Annotated in this window: 20 protein-coding genes; 3 read left to right on the top strand and 17 right to left on the bottom strand. The window is 32.7% G+C overall.

Annotated elements, in window-relative coordinates:
• Positions 1 to 155 precede the first annotated feature (155 nt).
• The 3 genes from Ga0466249_RS00675 to Ga0466249_RS00665 all read left to right on the top strand — a co-directional run bounded on the left by Ga0466249_RS00675 (position 156) and on the right by Ga0466249_RS00665 (position 1,402).
• Positions 156 to 413 carry a type II toxin-antitoxin system Phd/YefM family antitoxin gene (locus tag Ga0466249_RS00675; RefSeq protein ID WP_215827511.1) on the top strand — a complete coding sequence of 86 codons (258 nt, stop codon included), beginning with the start codon at positions 156 to 158 and terminating at the stop codon, positions 411 to 413.
• The gene (locus tag Ga0466249_RS00670) at positions 406 to 663 is read left to right on the top strand and encodes a Txe/YoeB family addiction module toxin (protein WP_215827510.1); all 258 of its coding nucleotides are present in this window, start codon (positions 406 to 408) and stop codon (positions 661 to 663) included. The genes Ga0466249_RS00675 and Ga0466249_RS00670 overlap by 8 nt, the downstream gene beginning before the upstream one ends.
• A 433-nt stretch (positions 664 to 1,096) precedes the next feature.
• Entirely contained in the window at positions 1,097 to 1,402 is a 306-nt protein-coding gene (locus Ga0466249_RS00665; protein WP_215827509.1) for a hypothetical protein, read from the top strand.
• A gap of 5 nt (positions 1,403 to 1,407) precedes the next feature.
• On the opposite strand, the gene Ga0466249_RS00660 is transcribed toward Ga0466249_RS00665, so the two are convergent.
• From Ga0466249_RS00660 to Ga0466249_RS00580, 17 genes are all read right to left on the bottom strand, one after another.
• A complete protein-coding gene (locus Ga0466249_RS00660) occupies positions 1,408 to 2,778 on the bottom strand; it encodes a phosphohexomutase domain-containing protein (protein ID WP_215827508.1) in 1,371 nt (456 codons plus the stop codon).
• Between the two features lie 225 nt (positions 2,779 to 3,003).
• A complete protein-coding gene (locus tag Ga0466249_RS00655; RefSeq protein WP_215827507.1) occupies positions 3,004 to 4,455 on the bottom strand; it encodes a lipopolysaccharide biosynthesis protein in 1,452 nt (483 codons plus the stop codon).
• 3 nt (positions 4,456 to 4,458) lie between these two features.
• Complete coding sequence (locus tag Ga0466249_RS00650) at positions 4,459 to 5,556, bottom strand: DegT/DnrJ/EryC1/StrS family aminotransferase (RefSeq protein ID WP_215827506.1); 1,098 nt, start codon at positions 5,554 to 5,556, stop codon at positions 4,459 to 4,461.
• A 16-nt stretch (positions 5,557 to 5,572) separates the two neighbouring features.
• On the bottom strand, positions 5,573 to 5,980 hold the full coding sequence (locus Ga0466249_RS00645; RefSeq protein WP_215827505.1) for a sugar 3,4-ketoisomerase: 408 nt from the start codon (positions 5,978 to 5,980) through the stop codon (positions 5,573 to 5,575).
• A gap of 13 nt (positions 5,981 to 5,993) precedes the next feature.
• Positions 5,994 to 6,863: an NAD-dependent epimerase/dehydratase family protein gene (locus tag Ga0466249_RS00640; RefSeq protein WP_215827504.1), complete on the bottom strand. Its 870-nt coding sequence runs from the start codon at positions 6,861 to 6,863 to the stop codon at positions 5,994 to 5,996.
• A 32-nt stretch (positions 6,864 to 6,895) separates the two neighbouring features.
• Positions 6,896 to 8,671, bottom strand: a complete 1,776-nt coding sequence (locus Ga0466249_RS00635) for a thiamine pyrophosphate-binding protein (RefSeq protein WP_215827503.1) — start codon at positions 8,669 to 8,671, stop codon at positions 6,896 to 6,898.
• 2 nt (positions 8,672 to 8,673) lie between these two features.
• Positions 8,674 to 9,303 carry an HAD family hydrolase gene (locus tag Ga0466249_RS00630; RefSeq protein WP_215827502.1) on the bottom strand — a complete coding sequence of 210 codons (630 nt, stop codon included), beginning with the start codon at positions 9,301 to 9,303 and terminating at the stop codon, positions 8,674 to 8,676.
• Positions 9,304 to 9,313: 10 nt separating this feature from the next.
• On the bottom strand, positions 9,314 to 10,381 hold the full coding sequence (locus tag Ga0466249_RS00625; protein ID WP_215827501.1) for an ATP-grasp domain-containing protein: 1,068 nt from the start codon (positions 10,379 to 10,381) through the stop codon (positions 9,314 to 9,316).
• A 92-nt stretch (positions 10,382 to 10,473) separates the two neighbouring features.
• Positions 10,474 to 11,307: a glycosyltransferase family 2 protein gene (locus Ga0466249_RS00620; RefSeq protein WP_215827500.1), complete on the bottom strand. Its 834-nt coding sequence runs from the start codon at positions 11,305 to 11,307 to the stop codon at positions 10,474 to 10,476.
• A 27-nt stretch (positions 11,308 to 11,334) separates the two neighbouring features.
• Positions 11,335 to 12,789, bottom strand: coding sequence for a B12-binding domain-containing radical SAM protein (locus Ga0466249_RS00615; protein WP_215827499.1), 1,455 nt, complete (start codon positions 12,787 to 12,789; stop codon positions 11,335 to 11,337).
• 20 nt (positions 12,790 to 12,809) lie between these two features.
• Positions 12,810 to 13,943: a glycosyltransferase gene (locus Ga0466249_RS00610; RefSeq protein WP_215827498.1), complete on the bottom strand. Its 1,134-nt coding sequence runs from the start codon at positions 13,941 to 13,943 to the stop codon at positions 12,810 to 12,812.
• Positions 13,944 to 13,976: 33 nt separating this feature from the next.
• Positions 13,977 to 15,014, bottom strand: a complete 1,038-nt coding sequence (locus Ga0466249_RS00605) for an EpsG family protein (protein ID WP_215827497.1) — start codon at positions 15,012 to 15,014, stop codon at positions 13,977 to 13,979.
• A gap of 121 nt (positions 15,015 to 15,135) precedes the next feature.
• A complete protein-coding gene (locus Ga0466249_RS00600) occupies positions 15,136 to 16,461 on the bottom strand; it encodes a glycosyltransferase WbsX family protein (RefSeq protein ID WP_215827496.1) in 1,326 nt (441 codons plus the stop codon).
• Between the two features lie 68 nt (positions 16,462 to 16,529).
• The gene (locus Ga0466249_RS00595; protein WP_215827495.1) at positions 16,530 to 17,201 is read right to left on the bottom strand and encodes a DapH/DapD/GlmU-related protein; all 672 of its coding nucleotides are present in this window, start codon (positions 17,199 to 17,201) and stop codon (positions 16,530 to 16,532) included.
• Between the two features lie 4 nt (positions 17,202 to 17,205).
• The gene (locus Ga0466249_RS00590; RefSeq protein WP_215827494.1) at positions 17,206 to 18,729 is read right to left on the bottom strand and encodes a glycosyltransferase family protein; all 1,524 of its coding nucleotides are present in this window, start codon (positions 18,727 to 18,729) and stop codon (positions 17,206 to 17,208) included.
• 671 nt (positions 18,730 to 19,400) lie between these two features.
• On the bottom strand, positions 19,401 to 20,777 hold the full coding sequence (locus tag Ga0466249_RS00585) for a sugar transferase (protein WP_215827493.1): 1,377 nt from the start codon (positions 20,775 to 20,777) through the stop codon (positions 19,401 to 19,403).
• A gap of 20 nt (positions 20,778 to 20,797) precedes the next feature.
• Positions 20,798 to 22,141, bottom strand: a complete 1,344-nt coding sequence (locus tag Ga0466249_RS00580; RefSeq protein WP_215827492.1) for a GumC family protein — start codon at positions 22,139 to 22,141, stop codon at positions 20,798 to 20,800.
• Positions 22,142 to 22,149 lie beyond the last annotated feature (8 nt).

The raw sequence follows: 22,149 nt of genomic DNA, 5'->3' as shown, positions 1-22,149 counted from the left end.
AGCCCCTTTCACGACTACACGTGAAAAGGGCTTTAATAAAAAAATTTACGCTTATCTAAATAGAAACTCTCTGCTGGAACTTGGTCATTTTAGTAAAAAAACATTGCATAAAGCCTTCTTATCCCGTACAATATATTGTACAGGAGGTGTTCTTCATGTTAGCCGTAAATTACTCCAAAATAAGAGAAAACTTTAAAACTTATTGTGATAAAGCAAATAATGATTTTGAAACTATTGTCATTACTCGTAAACAAGGCGGTAATGTTGTCATGCTATCGGAGGCTGAGTACAATAACCTAATAGAAAATCTATATGTTCGCAGTAACAAAAAGACCTATGATCGATTAATTAAATCCATAGAACAATTAAAAGCCGGGAATGTTCAGGCCAGAACGGTCATTGAAGATGAATAAGTTTTTTACCGATATTGCCTGGGAAGATTATTTATATTGGCAAACGACGGATAAAAAAGTTCTAAAAAAAGTCAATGAATTACTTAAAGACATTGAACGGAACGGGAACGAAGGATTAGGAAAGCCGGAGCCTCTCAGGCATGAATTGAACGGTTATTGGAGTAGAAGAATAAGTCCAGAGCATAGACTTATTTATAAAATGGATGACGAAAATATTTATGTACTACAATGCAGGGGACATTACGAATAATATAACCCCGTCATGAATTTGAATCAAATTCGAATCTCGCAAACATATTTTCTTGCAATTTTCAGTTAAAGGACTATAATGAAAATAGATGGAAATTAAAAAGTCGCCGTGTCCTGAAAGTGTTGACGCACTTTCAGGCACGAGCAGGTGCTACTACCACCTACACGTAACAGTTAACTGCCCACGACGATACTTACTATTATACCGTGCAGCCGCCTCTGATTCAAGCGACGGTATGTTCGGTCATCCAACTTCGTTCGGACAAAACTGTATGCAGATTCGCATAACAAGTAACAGGCAATAGCGGAAAGCAAGGTGTTCCGTAGATGCTTGTTTATGTATATGCCAATGATAAAGCAAGCGCATGTGTAGGTCCAAAAGACCTGTCATGCGCTTTTCATTTCCTGCTGAAAAAATTACAGGAGGAATCATCATGAGTAAAGGGATGCACATTTTTGAAACAGCCGTACGGGACCTCGAAGCCATGCATAGTGAAGAAAATCTACGGGAACTCGACAGTGTCTCCGGTGATTACTATGCTACCCATCAAAAGCTGAAACAATTACAACAGGAATTAGCCGCTGAATTAACGTCAGAACAAATCGCTAAGCTCCATCAGTTAGAAGACCACTTTTCAGAATTGGAATTTTTCGCCCAGGATATTTACTATCACCAGGGCTTTGCCGATGGCATCAGTTTGCTGACTCAGTCCCTCATGTGGGAGGCCGTCCGAAGATAAAATCATCAGTTGTTCATGCTATCAATGAGCGCCAGCATTTCCTGCGTTTTTTGCTGCATAAGCCGGGCATCGCCCCGGCTTTCCACATTTAAGCGCAATACAGGCTCGGTATTGGACATGCGGACATTAAACCGCCAGTTTTGATAAGCAATACTCAACCCATCTGTACGATCCACATCCGCGTCCGGCGTCAGATAGTTTCTCTCAATCTGAGCCAAAACCTGCGGCGCATCCTTTACTGTCCGATTGATTTCTCCGCTTACTGGGTACCGGACCATCCGGTCTGCGACCAGAGTCGACAGTGGCTGATTCATAATACACATGCTTTCCACAATAAGCAGCCAGGAAATCATGCCGCTGTCACAATAGGAAAAATCTCGAAAATAGTGATGGGCCGACATTTCGCCGCCATAAACAGCATCCTCCGCACGCATACGCTCCTTAATAAAAGCATGGCCTGTTTTACTTTCCACAGCCTGACCGCCTGCCTGTTCCACTAATTCGATGGTATTCCACATTAACCGCGGGTCATGAATGATTTTGGCCTTGGGACACTTCCGTAAAAAAGCCTGCGCAAGAAATCCCACGAGATAATAGCCTTCAATAAAATCGCCCTGCTCATCAAAAAAGAAACAACGGTCAAAATCACCATCCCAGGCAATTCCTAGATCAGCCTGATGCTCCCGCACAGCACGAGCCGTACTCTCGCGATTTTCGACGAGCAGCGGATTCGGAATGCCATTCGGGAAGGTACCGTCCAGTTCGCAATGAACCTTAATCAACTCAAAGGGTAAAAACTTCTCTAATTCGTCAAGCACAGGCCCAGCACAGCCGTTTCCTGCATTGACGACAATACGTAACGGCTTCAAAGCCGAGCGATCTATGTAGGTAAGCAGATGCCGTACATAATCGTCCATGATATTTTTCGTTGTGACAGTACCGCGCTCAGCCTCCGACACAATACTTGCCAAATCGCCTGTGACAACTTTTTCTTCCAACACCCGCAGCCCCGTATCGCCGCTAATGGGCCGGGAACCTTCCCGCACCAGCTTCATACCATTATAATCCATCGGATTATGACTAGCAGTCACCATAATGCCGCCATCAAGTCCCAAGTAAGATGTAGCAAAGTAAATCTGTTCCGTACCGCACAGTCCAATATCTACTACATTACACCCTGCATCTATTAAACCCTTCGTAACTGCCGTAGCCAAAGCAGAACTGGATAAGCGAACATCTCGTCCGACAACCACATTTCTAGCCGAAAGCAGCTCCACAAAAGCCCGCCCAATCCGATAAGCCATCTCTTCATTCAATTCATCCGGCACACGCCCACGAATATCATACGCTTTAAAAGCCTTTCGAGATAAAGTCATAGTAGATGCCTCCCAGCAAAGTTGAATCGTTTTTTTGTTATTGCACAATTTTTTTTCGTGTATTCAATATATCAATGATATAATCTTCTCTTATCTTCTTTAATTCTAAAAATTTTTCAGAATTAATCTCAAAATTATTGATTACTTTTTTATATGAATTAATTAAACTCTCTATATTTCAAATCATCTAATTTCATTGTTAATTTATCAATATCTAATCCCATATTAGATATTGCACCACAAAATTTTGAATTGATTTCTTAATTTTCCAAATGCAATTTTCAAATCTTTTTTATACAAATAACAGTAAAGTATCAAGCATATAAGACTTAATAATAAACTTAATAGTATACTATATCTAAATATTAATCTCCATAAAATAAAAAACAATACTGCTATGAAACTACTTAAAATAAATTTATTTGATATACTAACTAGCTTCATCTTCGTTAGAACTACTGAACATATTATAACAGAAACTACATATCCTAATAAAGTTCCGATGGCAGCCCCTTCTATACCAATTACAGGAATTAAAAGATAATTTACCACTATATTTGTTATTGCACCAAAACTTAATATCATAGCAGAGGGCCCTGTTCTTTTGGTTACTATGAATTGATTTCCAATCGTTTGATACAACATCAGAAGTAATGGAGATAAGAACATATATGGAAATACTATTGACCCTTTAACATAATCTCCTACAAAGAGTAATTGAAATATAAAATCACTTATTGAAGTTAAAACCATCGTAGCAACAAATGAAATTATACCTAAGTATTCAAATATTCTCGATGTCATTTCTACTTGATCGTCATCTCGCATGGTGGAAAAAGCAAAATATTGCCATCCACCAGCAAAAGCAATATAGATAAATTGACTAATAGAAGCTACTCTTGCACCTACGCCATAAATACCGACACTATCATTTCCCATAAATTTTGCTATCATCATTCTATCAAAAGAATTAAATATCCAATATATTAAAAAATTCGGTAGTAATGGTAATCCTATTCTTAGCATTTGCTTTATTAACTTTTTATCTACCTTTTTAAATTCAAACCAATTTGAATTTAAAATAAAAAAAGTTATCAACATTGACAATGACGCGAATAATCCGGCAAGTGGCAATGCTAAAACATACATTCCTTGAATTAAAAGTGGAATAGCTATACAATATGAAATTACAGGTGTTACTGTATTTGTTATTAAGAAAATTTTTCTTTTATTGAGCATTCTTGTTGGTGCTGAAATTATTCCATTAGTAGTTCCTATTAAAATTGTCAGTGCCGTAATTATTAATAGATTACTATATTCATAGGAACTAAAAAACAAATTTGAAAAAAATCTTTTAAACACAATTAACACAGTAAATGCAATTATTGAAGTTATTGTTACAAAGTAAAAAGCACTAGAACATACGGATTTCTTATATTCTAAATCAGCCTTATCAAAAAACATTCTAAACATAGCATCATACATTCCCATGATTGCTATTGCTGAACCGAAGGAAACAACTATATTGGATATATCGTTAAGTCCATAATAAAAGGAATTAGGCATAAGTCTTGTAACAATAGGAAGCATAATAAATGGAACTATCTTGCTTATTATACTTCCTATTCCATATACAAAAAAATTTTCTAAAAATAGCTTCGTTCTGCTATTGCTCATTCGTTATCTCCAGTTACTTATTCTCTCTATTACATATTCAATTTCTTCATCCTTCATCCCATACCACATAGGCAAGCTTATAACTTCACTAGATATTTTTTCGGCTATTGGGAAAGTACCTTTGCTTATTTTCAAATCTTCATAAGCTCTTTGTATATGCATGGGTATTGGGTAATGTATAGTCGTACCTATTCCATTATCATTTAAATATTTTTGAAATTCATTTCTTTTTTCTGTTCTTACAACAAATAAATGCCATACATGTCCTGCATAATCTGCTTCTACTGGCTTTATTATTTTAGGACTTTTAATACCATCAATATATTTCTGTGCAGTTTTTCTTCTTTCTTCATTCCATTTATTAAGATATCTCAATTTAATTCTTAAAAATGCTGCTTGAACTTCATCAAGTCTTGAATTTGTGCCTTTATATATATGATGATATTTTCTATCAGAGCCATAATTTGCTATAGCCCTTATTTTATCTGCTAATTCTTTGTTATTTGTTACTACAGCCCCTGCATCTCCAAGCGCTCCTAAATTCTTGCCTGGATAAAAACTAAAGCCTGATGCATCTCCTAAGCTTCCAACCTTTTTACCTTTATATAAAGCGCCATGAGATTGAGCTGAATCTTCTATAACTTTCAAATTATATTTTTTAGCTATACTATTTATCTCATTCATATTAGCGGGTTGCCCATATAGATGAACCGCAATTATAGCCTTTGTTTGATTAGTTATAGCCTTTTCAATAAGTTCTGGATCTATATTATATGTATTTATGTCTGGTTCAACAAATATTGGCTTAGCACCTGTATATGAAACTGCCAATGCTGTAGCTATATATGTGTTTGAAGGAACTATTACTTCGTCACCTTCACATATATCATAACCTCTTAAAATTAGGTAAAGTGCATCAAGACCATTTCCACAACCAATACAATATTTAGCTTCACAAAACTCGGCAAATTCTTCTTCGAATTTTTCTACTTCTTCACCTTGTATAAACCAATTTTTTTTATATACTTCTTTGAATTTACTTAGTATCTCATTTTCAATTTCTTTGTGCATAGGTTCAAAACTTACAAACGGTATATTCATTTACTACCCACTTCTTTCAATATCTTTTTTTCGCTTCTTCTAAATAAAAATCATAATTCCTAATATAATCATCTTCGTCATAATATTCTGAGGCAAGAACCAAAAGAACATTTCCTTCAGTAAAGTCAAACATCTCTCTCCATACATAAGGTCCTATATATAATCCAATGGATGGATCGTTTAACTCAATAATTTCTTCCTCATTAGGGTTTTTAATTTTTATTTTTACAGACCCATTGAGACAAATAAGTACTTGATGTAGCTTTCTGTGGGAATGAAAACCACGTGTTGTTCCTTGTTCAACTTTTGTAATATAATAAATTCTCTTTACTTCAAATGGAATGTCAATCTTAGATTCTATTGGTGTTAGGTGCCCATATTTATCTGTAATATCTTTAAACTTAATTAATGAACAATTATACATATTACTAAGCTCCTTAACTATCTTTTGGGCAGCATTTATTTAAGATATAAGCGTATTCTTCGTAAAGACCATCCCAAATTTTAACATGCTCACAATCCAGCCACTTTAACATCTTTTCATTATTAAAGCGCTGATGTTTATCTGGCATTTCCGTATGTACATTTTCAGGCTTTAATTTACGTTGGGAAACAGTTATACATAATTGGATTAAATCTGCAATTTTATATTCTTGATTGGACACAACATTGATTGGTCCAACTGGCTTTTCCAGCTTTAATGATTTTAGAATAATATTACATACATCACTCACATGAATAAAGGAGCGTATTATTTCTCCACCATTTACAATATAAGGTGGTATATTATCTACCAACCGCTTTAAAGTAATAGTAATCAACCGCTTATATGTTTCTTCGCCCTTACCATATATCGGGCCTAATCGCAATATTTGATAGTTGATGTTATTATCATTACAATACTTCCCAATCATTTTTTCACAATAAAGTTTAGAATCCCCATACATAGATTCAGGCTCTTCTTTGACACTTTCATCTATTACAGAATCAGAACACGGATATACTGATGTAGAACTAATAAAAATAAATTTTGATGGCTTATTGGGAAGATTCTCTATTAAATGTAATGTATTTTTAATATTTGCAAATGCCCCCCTTAAATTATCAGACTCATTAGCATCCTTTGGTGTAAAAGCACCCAAATGTATAACCGCATCGACATGGGTAAGTCCGCTATTTAAAAGTTTCTCTTTTGTATATGTATAATTTTTGTGATTAATACAAATACAATTTTCTATTTTCTTAGAAGTCAAAGCGAAACAAGTAATATCCCTATAATCATCACTACCATTTAATACAGATAACAAATTTGTTCCTACAAAACCACTTGCACCTGTTATTAATAAATTGATTTTACTCCCCTCCCAACACACACATCGATATTTCTATCAAATTCATCACGATCCAACAAAGGTGATTGATCTTCTAATGCGCGCCCTGGTGTTGGCTCTGGATATGTCTGTGACGAATCAGAAATTATTACTTCGATGATTCGTGAAATTTTATCACAAAGTATAGTTTTCAATTTTGAAAAATCATTCTTGGTTTCAATAAGCGTATACTCCAACCCATATGCTTCAGCCAATTTAGAAAAATCGGGAACTGAATAATCAATGACCGAACCATAACATGCTCCATTGAAATACTTCTCATGAACACTACGAATCATTCCAAGTGAATGATTATTCATAATGAATATCTTGGCTGGTATGTTTTCTTTTTTTATCGTTTGTAATTCTTGAATATTCATCTGAATACCACCGTCGCCCATAACACAAATAATCTGTGCATCTTGGTCAGCAAAATATGCTCCAATACCCGCTGGTAAAGAATATCCCATCGACCCCAGTCCACCGGAATTCAGAAGCCTTTGCTGAATGGTAAGCAAGCAAGATTGAGCAACCCACATTTGGTTTTGTCCTACATCAGAACAAATAATTGCATGGTGATTTAAGTTTTGACTCAATATATGTAAAAACTCATTTGGATCAATATAACCTTTATCATTTTGTGATGGGTAGGAAGGATATTTATTTTTCCATTCTTCTATTTGTTCTATCCATGCTGAATATAAATAATGATTCTCTTTAACTATTGATATAGCAACTTTAAAAAATTCTTTTAAGTTTGATTGGATGCTAATTGCTTCTGGTACTGCACGCATAAGCTCATTAGGATCAATATCTACATGTACTATTTTTGCATGCGTTGCAAAAAGTTTCACATTTCCTCCTGTCTGGCGAGGATCGAGTCTTGAACCCACAACTAGAATAAAGTCAGCATTTGCAACAGCGAAATTTGCACTACGATTACCATATGAGCCAAGAAAGCCACAAAAATTCGGATTATCATGAGGAAATGCATCTAATCCCATCAAAGATGTTACTACAGGAACCCCGGTAATACTCACAAAATCCTGTATTAATTTCATCCCATCTGCTAATCTCACACCCCCACCAACTAATAATAATGGACACTTACTTTCCTTCAGTAATTGCATAGTTTCTTTAACTTGCTGACTATTAATTGGCTTAATTTTTTGTTGTAATTTTACAAATTCTTCTGAATCAAAAAAACTATATAATGTATCTTCACTAATATTTGCTGTTTGTATATCAATTGGTATATCAACTAATACAGGTCCAGGACGACCCTCTTTTGCCAAATATACTGCTTTCTCTAAATAAAATCTAATTTTTGAAGGATCCTTTATTGTTATAGCATATTTTGTAATAGATTTTACAATAGTTACGATATCTGTTTCTTGAAAACTTTGCTGACGAATGTCATTGTTAGTTTTAATTGCGTATGTATTTGCTTGTCCAGCTAAATATAAACATGGTACTGAATCAAAATATGAATTTGCAATTCCAGTCACCAAATTTGTTGCACCCGGTCCATTCGAAACCAATGCAACTCCAATATTTCCAGTAATTCTTGCATATGCTTCTGCTGAAAACGCAGAAGCTTGTTCATGATAATTTTGAACATAAACTAATTTCGGATTTTTATATAATGAATCTATTAAATGTACAATAGAGCCGCCTTGAAAACCAAATATATTTTTGACCTCAATATCGCTCAAAAATTTCATCACATAATCAGAAAGCTTCATAATTAGCACCTCGAAATATTTATATCTTTAATTTCATCATAATAATAATTAGCTTTCAAATATTTTTTCTCTCTAAGTCCATTTGTAATAGCTATAGATTTTATTTGTAAAAGTTCTGCTGTATTCATGTCTTCTTCAGTATCTCCTATAAAAACCCCCCTGTATTTATCTATACTGATATTTTTCAAGCTCATATATTTTGAATTGACAACTCCAAAATCACAACAAACTATTTTATCAAATAATTCAAATAAATTATTGTTATTCAATTGGTAATATAAATTTTCTTTTTTTCTCCTTGCTGTTACCAAATATAAATTATCAGTTATTTTTTCCCATTTCTTTAAAGTATGTATTACATTAGGTTTTAGCAAATCCATATCTAAATATTTTATTTCTTCTATTTTAGCTAACCATTCATTTAGATAATCATCATACGTTTTACCATATAATGATATTTTAAGTAATACATCTCTTTTAACCCTATTCCTTTTCATCTCCCAATATTCATCTATATCTATTGCATTGCCTCCTCCATTTGTAATTATATCTTTATAGCAATTGTAGTGTTTGTATTTTCCATCTAATATTGGACCATCTAAATCAGTAAATATATAGTTAAATAACTTCATAATTTTACCTCTACTTTATATCTACAATAGTACTTTTTATCTCGTTCATGTTAGTTAATAGTGCTTCTCTATCCATACCTCTTATCCACATTAATCCATCTGGTAACGGGTTTATTTTTTTCTGTAGTTTAGGAAATTTATTGTGCAATACTATATCAGCAAAAATTTGTGGCATATTAAGTCCCGCTTTCGTAAAGAAGTATACAGTTGTAAAAAACCTAGATATATTTATCTCAGTCGGGTTTGGAAAACCATTAAAATCATAAGTCATATCTACTCCATATATTCCATTAGGTTTTTTATCTATTGATAGTATAGAATCCATAGCTACTTTATTTACAGTTTCATCTGAATAAGTTTCACCAACCCTTGTAATTCCAGTAACTCCAGATAAAGTTCTATTTCCAAAATTCCATGAATTTCTCTTTCTTGATTGCGCAACAACTAACTCACCTTCATACCAAATAGATAACCATGTAACTGTATCTGTAGCTAATAATTCAGCAGCAGTAAAATTACCCCAGCCATTAAATCTATCTATCCATATTTTTGCAAACTCATAATTATCGGCTGGAAGTGCTCCTTTGCCGCCACCACCTTCAGCAGCTCTTATCCATATTTTTCCTTGCTTATTTGCTAATGTTTCAAAGGCCTTTTTTAAATCTTTTTCTTCATTTAATACAATAGTTTTTGGTATTTTAATTCCTTCATTTTGCCATATTAAACTTGACTTAGATTTGTCAACACAGATTTCAATTGTTTCTTTAGATGGCATATATATTTTAGTTCCAGTGTCAATTATATCTTCTCTCATTCTTGATGCTTCTCTTATCTCAATGTCATTTTGAAAATGAACTAAATCTGGTTTTTCAGAGTTTAATAGTTTTAGCAAAGAACTCTTATAGTTTACATCAACTGCATAAGGTACAAAATACTTTTTTCTTGCCATTGAAAGCATTAAGTCCATGGGTTCACTACCCATACCAATAACTTCATTCTTCTTATCGCCCTCTATTAATGATTTAATAACATTTTCTGCTGGTGCACCACCTGCACCAGCTATTATAATTTTAGACATTTAAATTCCTCCCTCTATATTCTTACGTTTTCTTCAAAATGGTCTTTACATGGCAGTATTTTAGCTTTAAAAGCTTAAGCCTTCTAGCCTAGTTATTTGTAATTTTTCTTTATCTTTAGCCTGCTATTTTTCAAAATCCCCCCTTTTATTGGGGTAATTCTATGCTTCGATATTCCTCTCAGAACATACCATAAAAAATAATAAATTGATTCAATAATAGACAATTTTTCAATATTGCGGTAAATATTCCATGTCCATGATGCACTTTTTTTCTTATTACTTGAAACAGAGCTACTAGAAATGCGATATCTAGCTAAGTCTTCATTATACCCATAAGCAGCAAATCCTTGCTTTAAAATTTCTAGCCATGCAATATAATCCTCATGATATTCTTTTCTCATATTAAATGGAGGTATTTTTTGACGATCAATAATTACTGTTAAACAACCAATTACATTTCCTTTTAACAAATCTCTATATTGGACGCGATCAGGTACATGAATAATTTGTTTGCTCTTTTTCACGTCATCAACAAATTGACAATACTGAGTAAATGAAAAACCTATATTCCGTTCTTTCATAAATGCAAGTTGACATTCTAATTTTTTTTCCAACCAAATATCATCACTATCTAAAAAGGCTATATAACGCCCCTTAGAACATTTCATGCCAATATTTCTTGCATTAGCAACCCCTTGGTTCTTATCTAAACGAATCAACTTAATTCGGTCATCTAAGCGTTCATACGTGCGCACAACATCAATCGTATAATCATCTGAACAATCATCTACAATTATCATTTCCCATTTTATATATGTTTGTCTTAGCACAGATTCAATTGTAGCAGAAATACAATTAGCAGAATTATAGGCAGGAGTTATAATAGAAACAATATTATCATAATCTTCATAAAGGCTTTTTCGCATTCGGATATGTTAACCTCCGACATATATTTATTTTAATAAAAATTTATAAAATTGTTTAAATGATTTCATTGTGCGTTTACATTCTTCTTTTGATTTAATCATTTGACCCAATTTATAAATTATATACCTAGGACGCAAATAATATTTTTTTCTCGCTTCATTACAAAAAGCGACTAACTCTTGACTCTTCAAATTAGGTAAATCCAAAACGCATTGATGTAATCCATCTTCAGTTAACCACTCTGAAAATTTTTGCGTAGTCAAATATCCATTTTCTCTAGCCCATTGAAATGCTTCTGTCCCCGGGTAGGGAATTAAAGGAAAAAACTGTGCCGTATCAGGATTTAATTTTAAAGCAAACTCTAACGTCCTTTTCATGCTTTCCTTTGTCTCCCCTTTGTTACCAACCATAAAACACCCGTGTACTAAAAGGCCCGCTTTTTTTGCATTTTCGACAAATTTAATTGATTGCTCTACCCTTATTCCTTTATGAATATTATTTAAAATTTCTTGGTCACCCGATTCAAACCCTGGGATAACTAGTCGGCACCCAGCCTTCTTCATCATTACCATCGTTTCATAATCAAGATTAACCCTGGTATTAGCCCACCAGTTTAACTTACTATTAATTCCACGTTCAATAATAAGTTTGCATATTTCTCTTACACGAGCAGGATTGGCTGTAAATGTATCATCCTCGATACCAATAGATTTTATATGTGGCATTTGTTCTGCTATATATTGAAACTCATCCACTACATTTTTTGCACTGCGTAAACGATATTTATGACCATGAAAGGTCTGCGGGTAAACGCAGAAAAAGCATCGTGACGGACATCCACGTCCAGTAATAATCATAACCATGGGAAATTCGCCTGCAGCAAAAAAATAATTATGAACGTTTAAATGTTCTTTATATACCTGAGATACAAATGGCATATTATCCAAATTTTCGATGTATGGCCGATCATTATTATGTATAATTTGATCATCTTCTCGAAAAGATAATCCTAAGACATTACTTAACGATTGATTTTTTTCTAAACATGAAGCTAAATCTACTAATGTATAGTCATACTCATGTCTTGCTACAGCATCTATTTGCGCACTACTATTCATAACCGCATTAGTTAATACGGATGGATGTGTTCCAACTAAGCAGATAAAAGGTCTTGTTTGAATTTCTTTTAATTGATTAGCACACAAAATATCATTATCAATACTAGGTGTACTTGTATCAATAACAATGAGCTGAGGTTGAAATGCTGTTACTCTTTTTATAGTTTCACTCAAATCGATTTGTTCTGCACAACTATCTAATAAAAGAACTTCATGACCATTTTCGCTAAGAACACCGCATGCATATGATAACCATATAGGATAATACAATGTACCACTTTTGGTTATAGCCGGACTGCGCGATGCACGTGAAAATTTTCCGTATTCAGGTTTAAATGGTGGATTTAATAATACAATTTTCATTTCTTAATTCCCCTTATTTATTAAATATTAAGTTGCTGATATGCATTTTGTAATACTTCTTTCATTTTATTGCTAGAATATTTATTATCATATAAAGCTCTAGCTCTTACTCCCATATTTTTAACTTCATCAGGATGTTGAGTAATATAAATAAAAGTATCTTTCATTGCATTAATATCCTCATGAGGAATAACAAATCCAATTCCTTCATCTCTTACAATATCAGCACATAAAGTTCCATCTGATGTAATAATTGGTTTACCAAGCATCATAGCTTCGCAAAGCTTATTTGGAGCTGCATATCTATTATTTGGTAGCTTCGGATCATACATTGCCAGTATTGCCACTGATTGTTTTTCTATTTCAAGAGCTCTATCATACGAAACCTTACCAAAATACTTGATACAATTATATTGATTACTTATACTTACAAAATCTTTTTCTAATGGACCAAACCCTGCAAAAGAAATATTCATATTTTCTATATTGCTTACAATTTTTGCCGCTTCTATCAAACGTCGATCAGGTATAAGAACTCCTACATATCCAATTAAAAAGCTGGTATTCCCATTATCATTATTAATAGATAAATCGTCTGGAGTATTATAAATAACGATAATTTTTTTTAATATATCATCACTTAAATGACCTAGCTGACTTATACGTCTTTCATCCGCAATTATAACAACATGAGCCTTTTTTATAATCCACAACTCTAATTTTCTAACAATAGGATCTAATATTCCTAGATTTCGATTATCACTATAAAAATCATAAATATCATAAACCAATTTTGTCCTTTTTAACTTACTAGCAATAATAGCAGGAATCGCAGTATCCAGATCACATGCATGTATAACGTCTATTTTATTAATAAAAAATGTATAAAGCAGATATAAATTAAACAATATTAATCCTAATATATTTTTTTTAAAGCCTTTTCCATATTCTCCCTTAGCAAAAAATCTTTTAATATTTACTCCATCAACTACTTCATTTTTTTTACTTTTGCCTGTACGGTCCCAACCAAGTGCTAGTATATTAATTTGTTTATTTTCTTCTAATATCCATTTAGCAGCCTTCATTAATCTAGGTTCTGGATCAATATGAAATGCACGTGCAAAAGCTACAGAAATTTTACCGTTTTTATTCACACAATTCCTCCAAAGTAATAACTTTATCTAAATTCACCCAAATATTGTGGTAAATGGATAACATTGATGTGTTTTCAAAATAATAATTGTCACAATAGAAAAAATAAAATAATATATCCCTAAACACCAAAAAATGAGCTTATAATTCGGTTCATATTGATATATATAAGGTAACAAAGTTAATAAAGATGGTTCAAAAAAATACATAATTCGATTAATAATTGGAATCATACTTACAGTATTATAGAAAAAAATATATAAAAAATAAAAAGTAAATTCGCTTTTTGCTTTTTGATAATAGTCTCTACTCAACAAATATATAAAAAATAAGTTAGGAATAAAAAGCTTCAAAAAAGAAATTGATGATGTATTTTCATGAAAACTTTCTACTACTCCTGCATCAATATATAATTGATATGCTGGCGGCAATATATTTATTTTTGCTAATATACCTTCAATATCTACAAATATAAAGCACAAAGATAATAAATATAATACTATCATTTTCTTTTTTGTTATCTTCTCACAGACAAAATAGGTAATAATAGCAAATAACGCTGCTGCATGAAATAAATATGCAACAAAGCATGTTAAAATGTACATTAATAATTTTTTATCTTTAATAAATCTAAAACCAAAGAAAAGAATAGCAATGGCTATACCTTGCCTAATTCCGTTTAAATAAAAGAAATAACTTCCAATAGTTATATAAAAATAAATTACTAAAAGAGCCGTTTGCTTATTACTGTATTTCCAACATGATTCAAAAAAAATAAAGTTTGTAAGAACTGATGTAACTATTATAAGCATCTGATAGTTTGCATCAAACAATTTATATACTATTTCACTTATTATGCTATAGCCAACTTCTACGTAATCCGGCGGAAAATAAAACCACTCTCTATAGTCAAAATAATCAGCCCCAATTCCCCACCTAATACTTGCAAAAAAAGTAAACAACAATGCTACAGATAAAAATATATTAAGAGTATCAACTTTACTTACCCGAAAATGTATGCCTATAATTAAAAGCAAAAATAATATCGAATAAATAAGAAAAAATATAAACATTGTATCTCCTTTAGACAAAAATACTAACCATTTTTTAAAACTTTTCTCAATTTAAAATATCTTTCTGACTATTTTTAAACATTTATAAATTTTTAGAGCTTAAATTAAAAGGAAAGCACGTTTATATTCTTTTCTGCTCTTCTCTTGTGTCTTCAATAGCATTACGGGTTGCCTGCAAAAAGCCATATCCATGATCTCTATCGGGTTCAAGATAGGCACCTTCGCCCCACTCATTCCATGCATTTACAAAAATCAAACTATCATCTAAATCTTTTCTATTTCTAGTATCTCGAATAATATCCACTAACCACTGCTTATACAAATCAGGATTTGCGCCATCAAAAATTAGGCCCTTATTAACGCGTCGCGCAGTATTGTCCCACATCGGCATAATTGAACGATATAACTTAGGTGTATCATATTCAAAATATCTTTGATTCCTAACGAGGTCTTTATAATCAAAAATTTGTCCATAAAAACTTTTTTGAACAAATTTTTTTTCTGAAGTTATGTTAGAACAAGCATACAAAACTGTTCCTGGATGAAACTCAGACACTGCGTCATACCCTAACTCTAAAAGATCTTTTTCATATTCCGATTCTTTTACCGCAATAATATAAATCTCACCAATTCCACTTTTTCTACAAAAATCCCGCCAAAATTGAATAACATGCTTACTGTTAGGAACTAATGACGGTTTATAGATAACAAGTATTTTTTTTCCGTCAATATCCATATATCTCTGATCTTGAAGATAAGGAATTACACTGCTAATAAAATCTTTATAACTTTCCTCTGTACCACTTTGACGCATAATAACTTCGCCAGAATTCCCATCAAAACGCCGAGTCCAATTTTCATTAGCCCAACATAAACAAAATGGGAATTCTATATCCTTTGACTCTAAAAATAGATCAAGTGGCTTATCTAAAAGTCTTTTGCCATCAAACCAATAAAAATAATAACAGAATGCATAAATTCCATATAGCTTGGCTAATTCTACCTGTCTAGCTATATTGTCTTTCAATCTCAAATCATAAAATCCCAGCTCACCAGGAAGCCTTGGTTGATAATGCCCGAGATATTGTGGAACCGCTCTACTTACATTATTCCATTCTGTAGTACCTTTACCCCACCATTCATCATTTTCTTTAAATGAATAAAATTGAGGTAAATAATATGCTATAATTTTAGGATCTTTCTCAGTTCGTTGGAATGGTTTTTGATTTATCGGCACATATTCTTTTTCTGATGCTTCTGGAATCGACAAAATTTGTTTTGCATATTGTTCATAAATACCTGAATCATTAGCACCTAATGCTATAGATGGTGGTTGCGAGTTAAATAATACCCTTCTTATTAAATAATATATATTTTCCTTAAGCTCATCGGTGAAAAGTGGAAAATTCCAAAATATCTTCTTTATATATTTTTTTATACAATTCATACTTTGTACCAACTTTCCCTAAAAAACTATATAATTACTTACTTGAATTAATAATAAAATTATTAATTTCACTGTTTTCGATCACAAGCTGTGATCGAATTAACCTTTTCCCATTCGTTTTTTATAAAATTAAACCGCTTAATAATCCGTGCAGGATTACCAATTGCAATAGAAGCTGGTGGTATATTTTTTGTTACAACAGAATTTGCTCCAATAATACTACCCTCACCAATTGTAACTCCAGGTAAAATAGCGACAGCATCGCCAATCCATACATTATCACCTATAACTACTTTTTTATCATATGTTAAAGAGCGACTACTAGGTGAAATACGAGGATCTGTTTGATTACTTCCAGCATAAATTCCATGATTATGATCTGAAATATAAACTCTACTTGCAATCAATACATTATTGCCTATTTCTACATAATTAGTAGCAGCAATATGAACATAATCATTTATTATCACATTATCCTTAAAAATTATTTGTGGATTATGATATGTACCACAGAAATTTGTAATAGCCTCAAGCCACAAATGAGTTCCAGCACAAAAATTCTTACCAATTTTAATATGTGAAAGTCCCCGAATACGTGAAGAGTGCGCCACAAATATTCCAGGACATTTTTTTTGTAAAATATAGCTAAAAATCTTACGCCAAAAGCTTACCCACAAATCTTGTATGCTAATAACAAAACCATTTTCTTGGTAAAATGTATAGCGATATAATAAATTCATATTATTAACCCCTAACAAAATATTTAGCAAATAATAAATTCATCTTTCTTATCTTTTCTTTAGATAAATACCAAGTGCCAAAAATAAAATTTTTCTTAAAGTGCAATAATAGCCTAATATTTTTGCTTTTAATAAACATTAAATAATATTCATGTAAATAGTTATTTTCCATTTGAAAATATAATTTAGACAATACATCAATATTAATATCGAATTTATCAAATGAAAAATCAGTTGATTTATATTGTAAACAATTAGATAAACTATTAGCAAATTCTTTTGGTGTAATAAGTAAATTATCCATTTTTTCCTCTAATGTGTTCTTATAATCAGAATCACACAATAATTTATCAATTGTTATATAATAATCTTTTAGATTTGTATGAGTAAGCTGTATATTGTCAGTATTAATAAATAAAGACTCAATTAAATTACATTTTAAGATAGGATCGGTATAAGCAAGTGGTATTTTTTTATTAGCAACAGCATATTGAGTCATTAACCCGCCACTAATAGGGTACGTTCCTAAATAAAAGTAACAATTTTTAAAAATATAAGCTATATCTTTACGTTCTGAAATTAAATAAACTTTATCTTCAAGCTTATTTATTTTTATAAAATCCCTAAACGGCTTAGTATTACCACTTCCAGCGTATAATAAAATTGTATCTTTATGTTTCGTAACTATATATTTAATTGTATTAAAAAAAACATTACTACCATAAACTTTATACAAAGCACCACCTGAGAATATTATTTTTTTGCCTTTTGCATCAAATGGAAACCCTTCAAAAGTGATCATATTATCCTGTATTGGATAATATGGCAGTAAAATCAGCTTATTGTCAGGTATATTTCTATAATATCTGGAGATGTTATATCCATATGATCTAAATTCCAGTATATAATCTGAACAACATTTTCCAAGCCAAAAAGCATGGTCTGTTAAATTGATTAAGTACTTTTCTACTTCTTCGAAAAGCGACCAAGTTAATATTCCGGTAACATCCCAAGGTGCTGTATGTAATAATACAGTAGATGCACCATACTCATTTACTACGTTAAATAATTCATTTGCTGCTTCAATATAATTTTTATTTTTAATACTATGTATTTTAGCCTTTTTATACTCATTTAGTTGCATAAATATTCGTTCGGATTTTGTTTTATTAGGATCATCATAAGTAATAAATAATATTTCATATTGTAAATCAATTAATGCATTAATATACTGCTGAGTAAGTCCTCTATTATCTATTGCAAAATAATCATAAAATACTATTTTCTTGTTTTTACTTTTTTTAATTTTTTGAGGTTTATTATTAACTACCTTAAAAGCTATATCTGTAAGCATTTTTTCCATATCATCATCGGTATACACCAAGTTAAATGTGTACATCAGTTTACTAGCTGTTTCAATCATACATAGTGATTGCGAATAATCTTCTTTAGAAAAGTATTCTTTGGCCCAACCTTTGAGTTTATTAAAATCATTTTGAACTTGCTTTTTAGTGATTTTAGCAGTCAATGCTATACCTCCAATATTCAATATAACCTGTAATTAAATTATTTTTCGTTGCACTCCCCGAAAAATAATTTTTCTACATAAAGTCATTATTAATAAAAAAAACAATTCACAGCACAAACATCAATCACACCTATAAGTCCAAAATAACTCACAAATAAACAATTGAGTAATTCTCATATTTTTAAAACATTGAAAACACTGGGCTCCTAAAGAATATAAAAAGGACTTCACCCCTAATTTTGCCAAAAAGAAGTTGAAATCGCTATGTAATAATCTACTGAACAGAGGCCCTATTTTCATGATCATTTGTAAGAATTATCAACTATAACCAAGTTACTACCAAACCAAAAAATTGCGCACAAAAAACCTTGCTCAGTTTTAATGCAAAAATCGACAATGCTATATTAGATAAAGAAACTATTTCTATTATCTCTTGCAAATAGGTTTAATTAGCCCCATACCAAATTTCCATTTAGCTAGACTAAACTTTCTTTCTGCTTCAACTCGTTTGCAAATATCCACATATTCCTGTTCTTTAAAAACCGCATCTTTTTTAGGCCCTCCAAGTGTCAGCCCGGATAACTTATACGCTGCGGCAGCTTAACCAGACTTGTAGCCCGTAAAAACCTGGTAACCCCAATAATTGAGAAATCATGATCAACTACTAATACTCAGCCTATTTCATTGATCTCGTAACTTGACAAATTTTGTTTATTCTGCTGAACTCCAATACCTTCCGTACTGCTCTTAGTAACCAGTACTCTTACCGTCTGTAACATAATAACCAAATCAGTAAGCACATTACATTTTTGTATGTACATTAAATCATAAATCAATTTATTATTCGGCGTAGTATTATATTTACCATATACCTGGGCCATCCCCGTAATACCAGGTTTGACATTATGACGATATAGATATTCAGGTATTTCTTGCTTAAATTGCTCAACAAAAACAGGGCGCTCAGGCCGCGGTCCAACAATACTCATATCACCGCTTAGGACATTGAGTAGTTGTGGCAATTCATCCATTCGTGTTGCTCTCAGAAACCTTCCTATACTTGTAATCCGCGGATCATTTTCAGCTGCAAGTACCGGCCCCGTTAGTTGCTCCGCATCTTGCCGCATAGATCGAAATTTCAGTACAGAAAACTCTCGCTCATCGCGTCCCGTACGAACTTGACTATAAAAAATCGGACCCTGACTATCTAACTTAACAGCTATGGCAATGATAAGAAATAGAGGCCATAAAAATAACATAGTAGTTCCCGCTACAACTAAGTCTAATATTCTTTTTAATGAACGTTGTTCTAATGTAGGTTTTAAATACTGAGCACGAAAAACTGGGATATCGTCAATCTTATCTAATTCCGAACCACTACAAAACAAGTCATAAAAATCCGGTACGATAAACACCTGCTTACCATGCACATGGCAAAAATGGACAATTGCTGCTTTTTCCTCCAATCCTATATCCGAACAGAGAATCACCAAGTCAATCTCAATTGCTGCCTTTTTCCACGAATCTTCTTTATAATCCGTACATACATAGCGAACATGATAGTTCAAATGTGGCTGCGCTGTTAAGCGTGCAACAATACGAAAACTCTTGGACTGACTACCAACAACGAGTACGTTGTTGGGCTGCATGGACGATTTATCAACACGCCAAAACAAATATTTCCAAGCGGCAAGAAAAGTAAATTCAAAAAATGCAGTAATCACTAATACACTTCGCGAATAATCAAATTCCCTCAAAAAAAAGCTTGCCGCCATCATTATAATAAACAAATTAAATATCGAAACAACTAAACTCAGTAGCACTTCACTATACTTTTTTCGTGAAAGGGAAAAAAGTCCATTCACATTAAATAAAATGCCAGCTGCAATCACCATAATAGGTGACATGTTTAAATAACTTGTTAGGATGAGTTGCTGCCGTCCAAAATAAGATACAACGAAAATAGCAAGATAAGTAGCTATAAACAATAACGACATATCACCCATAAGTAATGCCAGCTTTCGCAGCATTGGAAATCTCTTTCTCATCAAAATTCCCCCTCACATCGTTATTGCAGTTTCACTCGTGACCTTTTACAATATAAAACCATAGCATAACCAAAAGATATGAGCACCCCGATTACTCCACCAATTGCAGTAATCAACCTTTTATTCGGTGCTGAAGGCTTATCGGGCAAATCAGCTGAATCAATGACTTGAATATCCATGCTTTCCATAGCTTCCTGAATCTTCGCCTGCTCATAATTTTTAACAAGCGCCGTATAGACTTCTTGTGTAATACTGGCCTGTCTTTGCAACCCAACATAAGTCAAGCTGCTAGCGGAAAGCTGGCTGATTTCCTGCTCATTTTGACCTTGAATCTTTTGAATTGCATCAACAGATGCCTGGCCTGCTAATAATTCCGTTTCTGTCATAACTTTATCTTTCATCAATCCAGCATGAATGGGATTTAACGTATTCGTGCCTGCTTGAATTGAATCGTCCACTTGATTTTGTAATTTATTATTTAATTTCTCGATTTCTTTTTGCGCTAAAATAACATTGGGATGCTTATCCGTATACTTCTGCTGCAAACCAATCAGCGCAATTTGCTTTTCTACTATAGTGCTACGCAACTTTTCGATTTCTGGATTATCCGATAATCCGTATTGCGAAAGCGCAATATTCTGCTTGGCAAGCTGATCATTATCGCTTTGCAGCTTAGCCTGGTCTGCATCGTTTTGAACCTTAAGCTGAGCAAGCTTCTGATCATATTCTGTTATTTTCTTGATAGCTGCCTTGGCTTGTTCATCTGGAATATATACTTTTTCCTGTTGCCGAAAAGCTTCTAAATTCTGTTCAGCTTGTTCCATATTTTTTTTCGCTTCAGCCAAACGCCCAGTCAGGAACTTCACCATGAGCGACTGTTCCGACTGACTCTGTGTTGTCAAAAGTTGCTGAAAATTATCAATAACACCTGCAGCAATTGTTTGTGCCTCTTCAGGAGTCCGACCTTTAGCCTTTAATTCAATTAAATCAGTTCCCTTAGCATTTTGAATTTGCAAATTACTCTTGGCAAATTCAGCAGCCTTTGGCGATTGCTTGGGCCATTCAATTTGCGCAATAACAGGTTCAAGTACTGTACGGCTCTTCATGAGTTCTATATAGCTTTGCGTAGCATTTGGCACACTACCACCTAACATCGACAATGCCGACGCAGCCTGAAGCGAAATGCCATTTTGCTTTTGCGACTTAGCACGAAGTAATACACTTGATTCATATTGTTTGGGCAAAATAAATGCTACAACAAGTGCAATTAATGTTGTAACAACAACAATACTCAGCAAACGCAACTTATACTTTTTGATAATATTAAAGAGTTCCCGCAAATCAATTGTATCTTGTTCTTCCACGTTCTTTT

It is taken from the genome of Pelorhabdus rhamnosifermentans (assembly GCF_018835585.1).
In the GTDB taxonomy this organism is placed as follows: Bacteria; Bacillota; Negativicutes; order UMGS1260; family UMGS1260; genus Pelorhabdus; species Pelorhabdus rhamnosifermentans.
Note: the sequence above shows the minus strand (reverse complement) of the source record. Positions and strands in the feature narration are given on the sequence as shown.

What these genes read in the sequence shown, in the direction of transcription:
- Ga0466249_RS00675 (WP_215827511.1), top strand. Translation starts at nt 156, where the DNA reads ATGTTAGCCGTAAATTACTCCAAAATAAGAGAAAACTTTAAAACTTAT.
- Ga0466249_RS00670 (WP_215827510.1), top strand. Translation starts at nt 406, where the DNA reads ATGAATAAGTTTTTTACCGATATTGCCTGGGAAGATTATTTATATTGG.
- Ga0466249_RS00665 (WP_215827509.1), top strand. Translation starts at nt 1,097, where the DNA reads ATGAGTAAAGGGATGCACATTTTTGAAACAGCCGTACGGGACCTCGAA.
- Ga0466249_RS00660 (WP_215827508.1), bottom strand. Translation starts at nt 2,778, where the DNA reads ATGACTTTATCTCGAAAGGCTTTTAAAGCGTATGATATTCGTGGGCGT.
- Ga0466249_RS00655 (WP_215827507.1), bottom strand. Translation starts at nt 4,455, where the DNA reads ATGAGCAATAGCAGAACGAAGCTATTTTTAGAAAATTTTTTTGTATAT.
- Ga0466249_RS00650 (WP_215827506.1), bottom strand. Translation starts at nt 5,556, where the DNA reads ATGAATATACCGTTTGTAAGTTTTGAACCTATGCACAAAGAAATTGAA.
- Ga0466249_RS00645 (WP_215827505.1), bottom strand. Translation starts at nt 5,980, where the DNA reads ATGTATAATTGTTCATTAATTAAGTTTAAAGATATTACAGATAAATAT.
- Ga0466249_RS00635 (WP_215827503.1), bottom strand. Translation starts at nt 8,671, where the DNA reads ATGAAGCTTTCTGATTATGTGATGAAATTTTTGAGCGATATTGAGGTC.
- Ga0466249_RS00630 (WP_215827502.1), bottom strand. Translation starts at nt 9,303, where the DNA reads ATGAAGTTATTTAACTATATATTTACTGATTTAGATGGTCCAATATTA.
- Ga0466249_RS00625 (WP_215827501.1), bottom strand. Translation starts at nt 10,381, where the DNA reads ATGTCTAAAATTATAATAGCTGGTGCAGGTGGTGCACCAGCAGAAAAT.
- Ga0466249_RS00620 (WP_215827500.1), bottom strand. Translation starts at nt 11,307, where the DNA reads ATGCGAAAAAGCCTTTATGAAGATTATGATAATATTGTTTCTATTATA.
- Ga0466249_RS00615 (WP_215827499.1), bottom strand. Translation starts at nt 12,789, where the DNA reads ATGAAAATTGTATTATTAAATCCACCATTTAAACCTGAATACGGAAAA.
- Ga0466249_RS00605 (WP_215827497.1), bottom strand. Translation starts at nt 15,014, where the DNA reads ATGTTTATATTTTTTCTTATTTATTCGATATTATTTTTGCTTTTAATT.
- Ga0466249_RS00600 (WP_215827496.1), bottom strand. Translation starts at nt 16,461, where the DNA reads ATGAATTGTATAAAAAAATATATAAAGAAGATATTTTGGAATTTTCCA.
- Ga0466249_RS00595 (WP_215827495.1), bottom strand. Translation starts at nt 17,201, where the DNA reads ATGAATTTATTATATCGCTATACATTTTACCAAGAAAATGGTTTTGTT.
- Ga0466249_RS00585 (WP_215827493.1), bottom strand. Translation starts at nt 20,777, where the DNA reads ATGAGAAAGAGATTTCCAATGCTGCGAAAGCTGGCATTACTTATGGGT.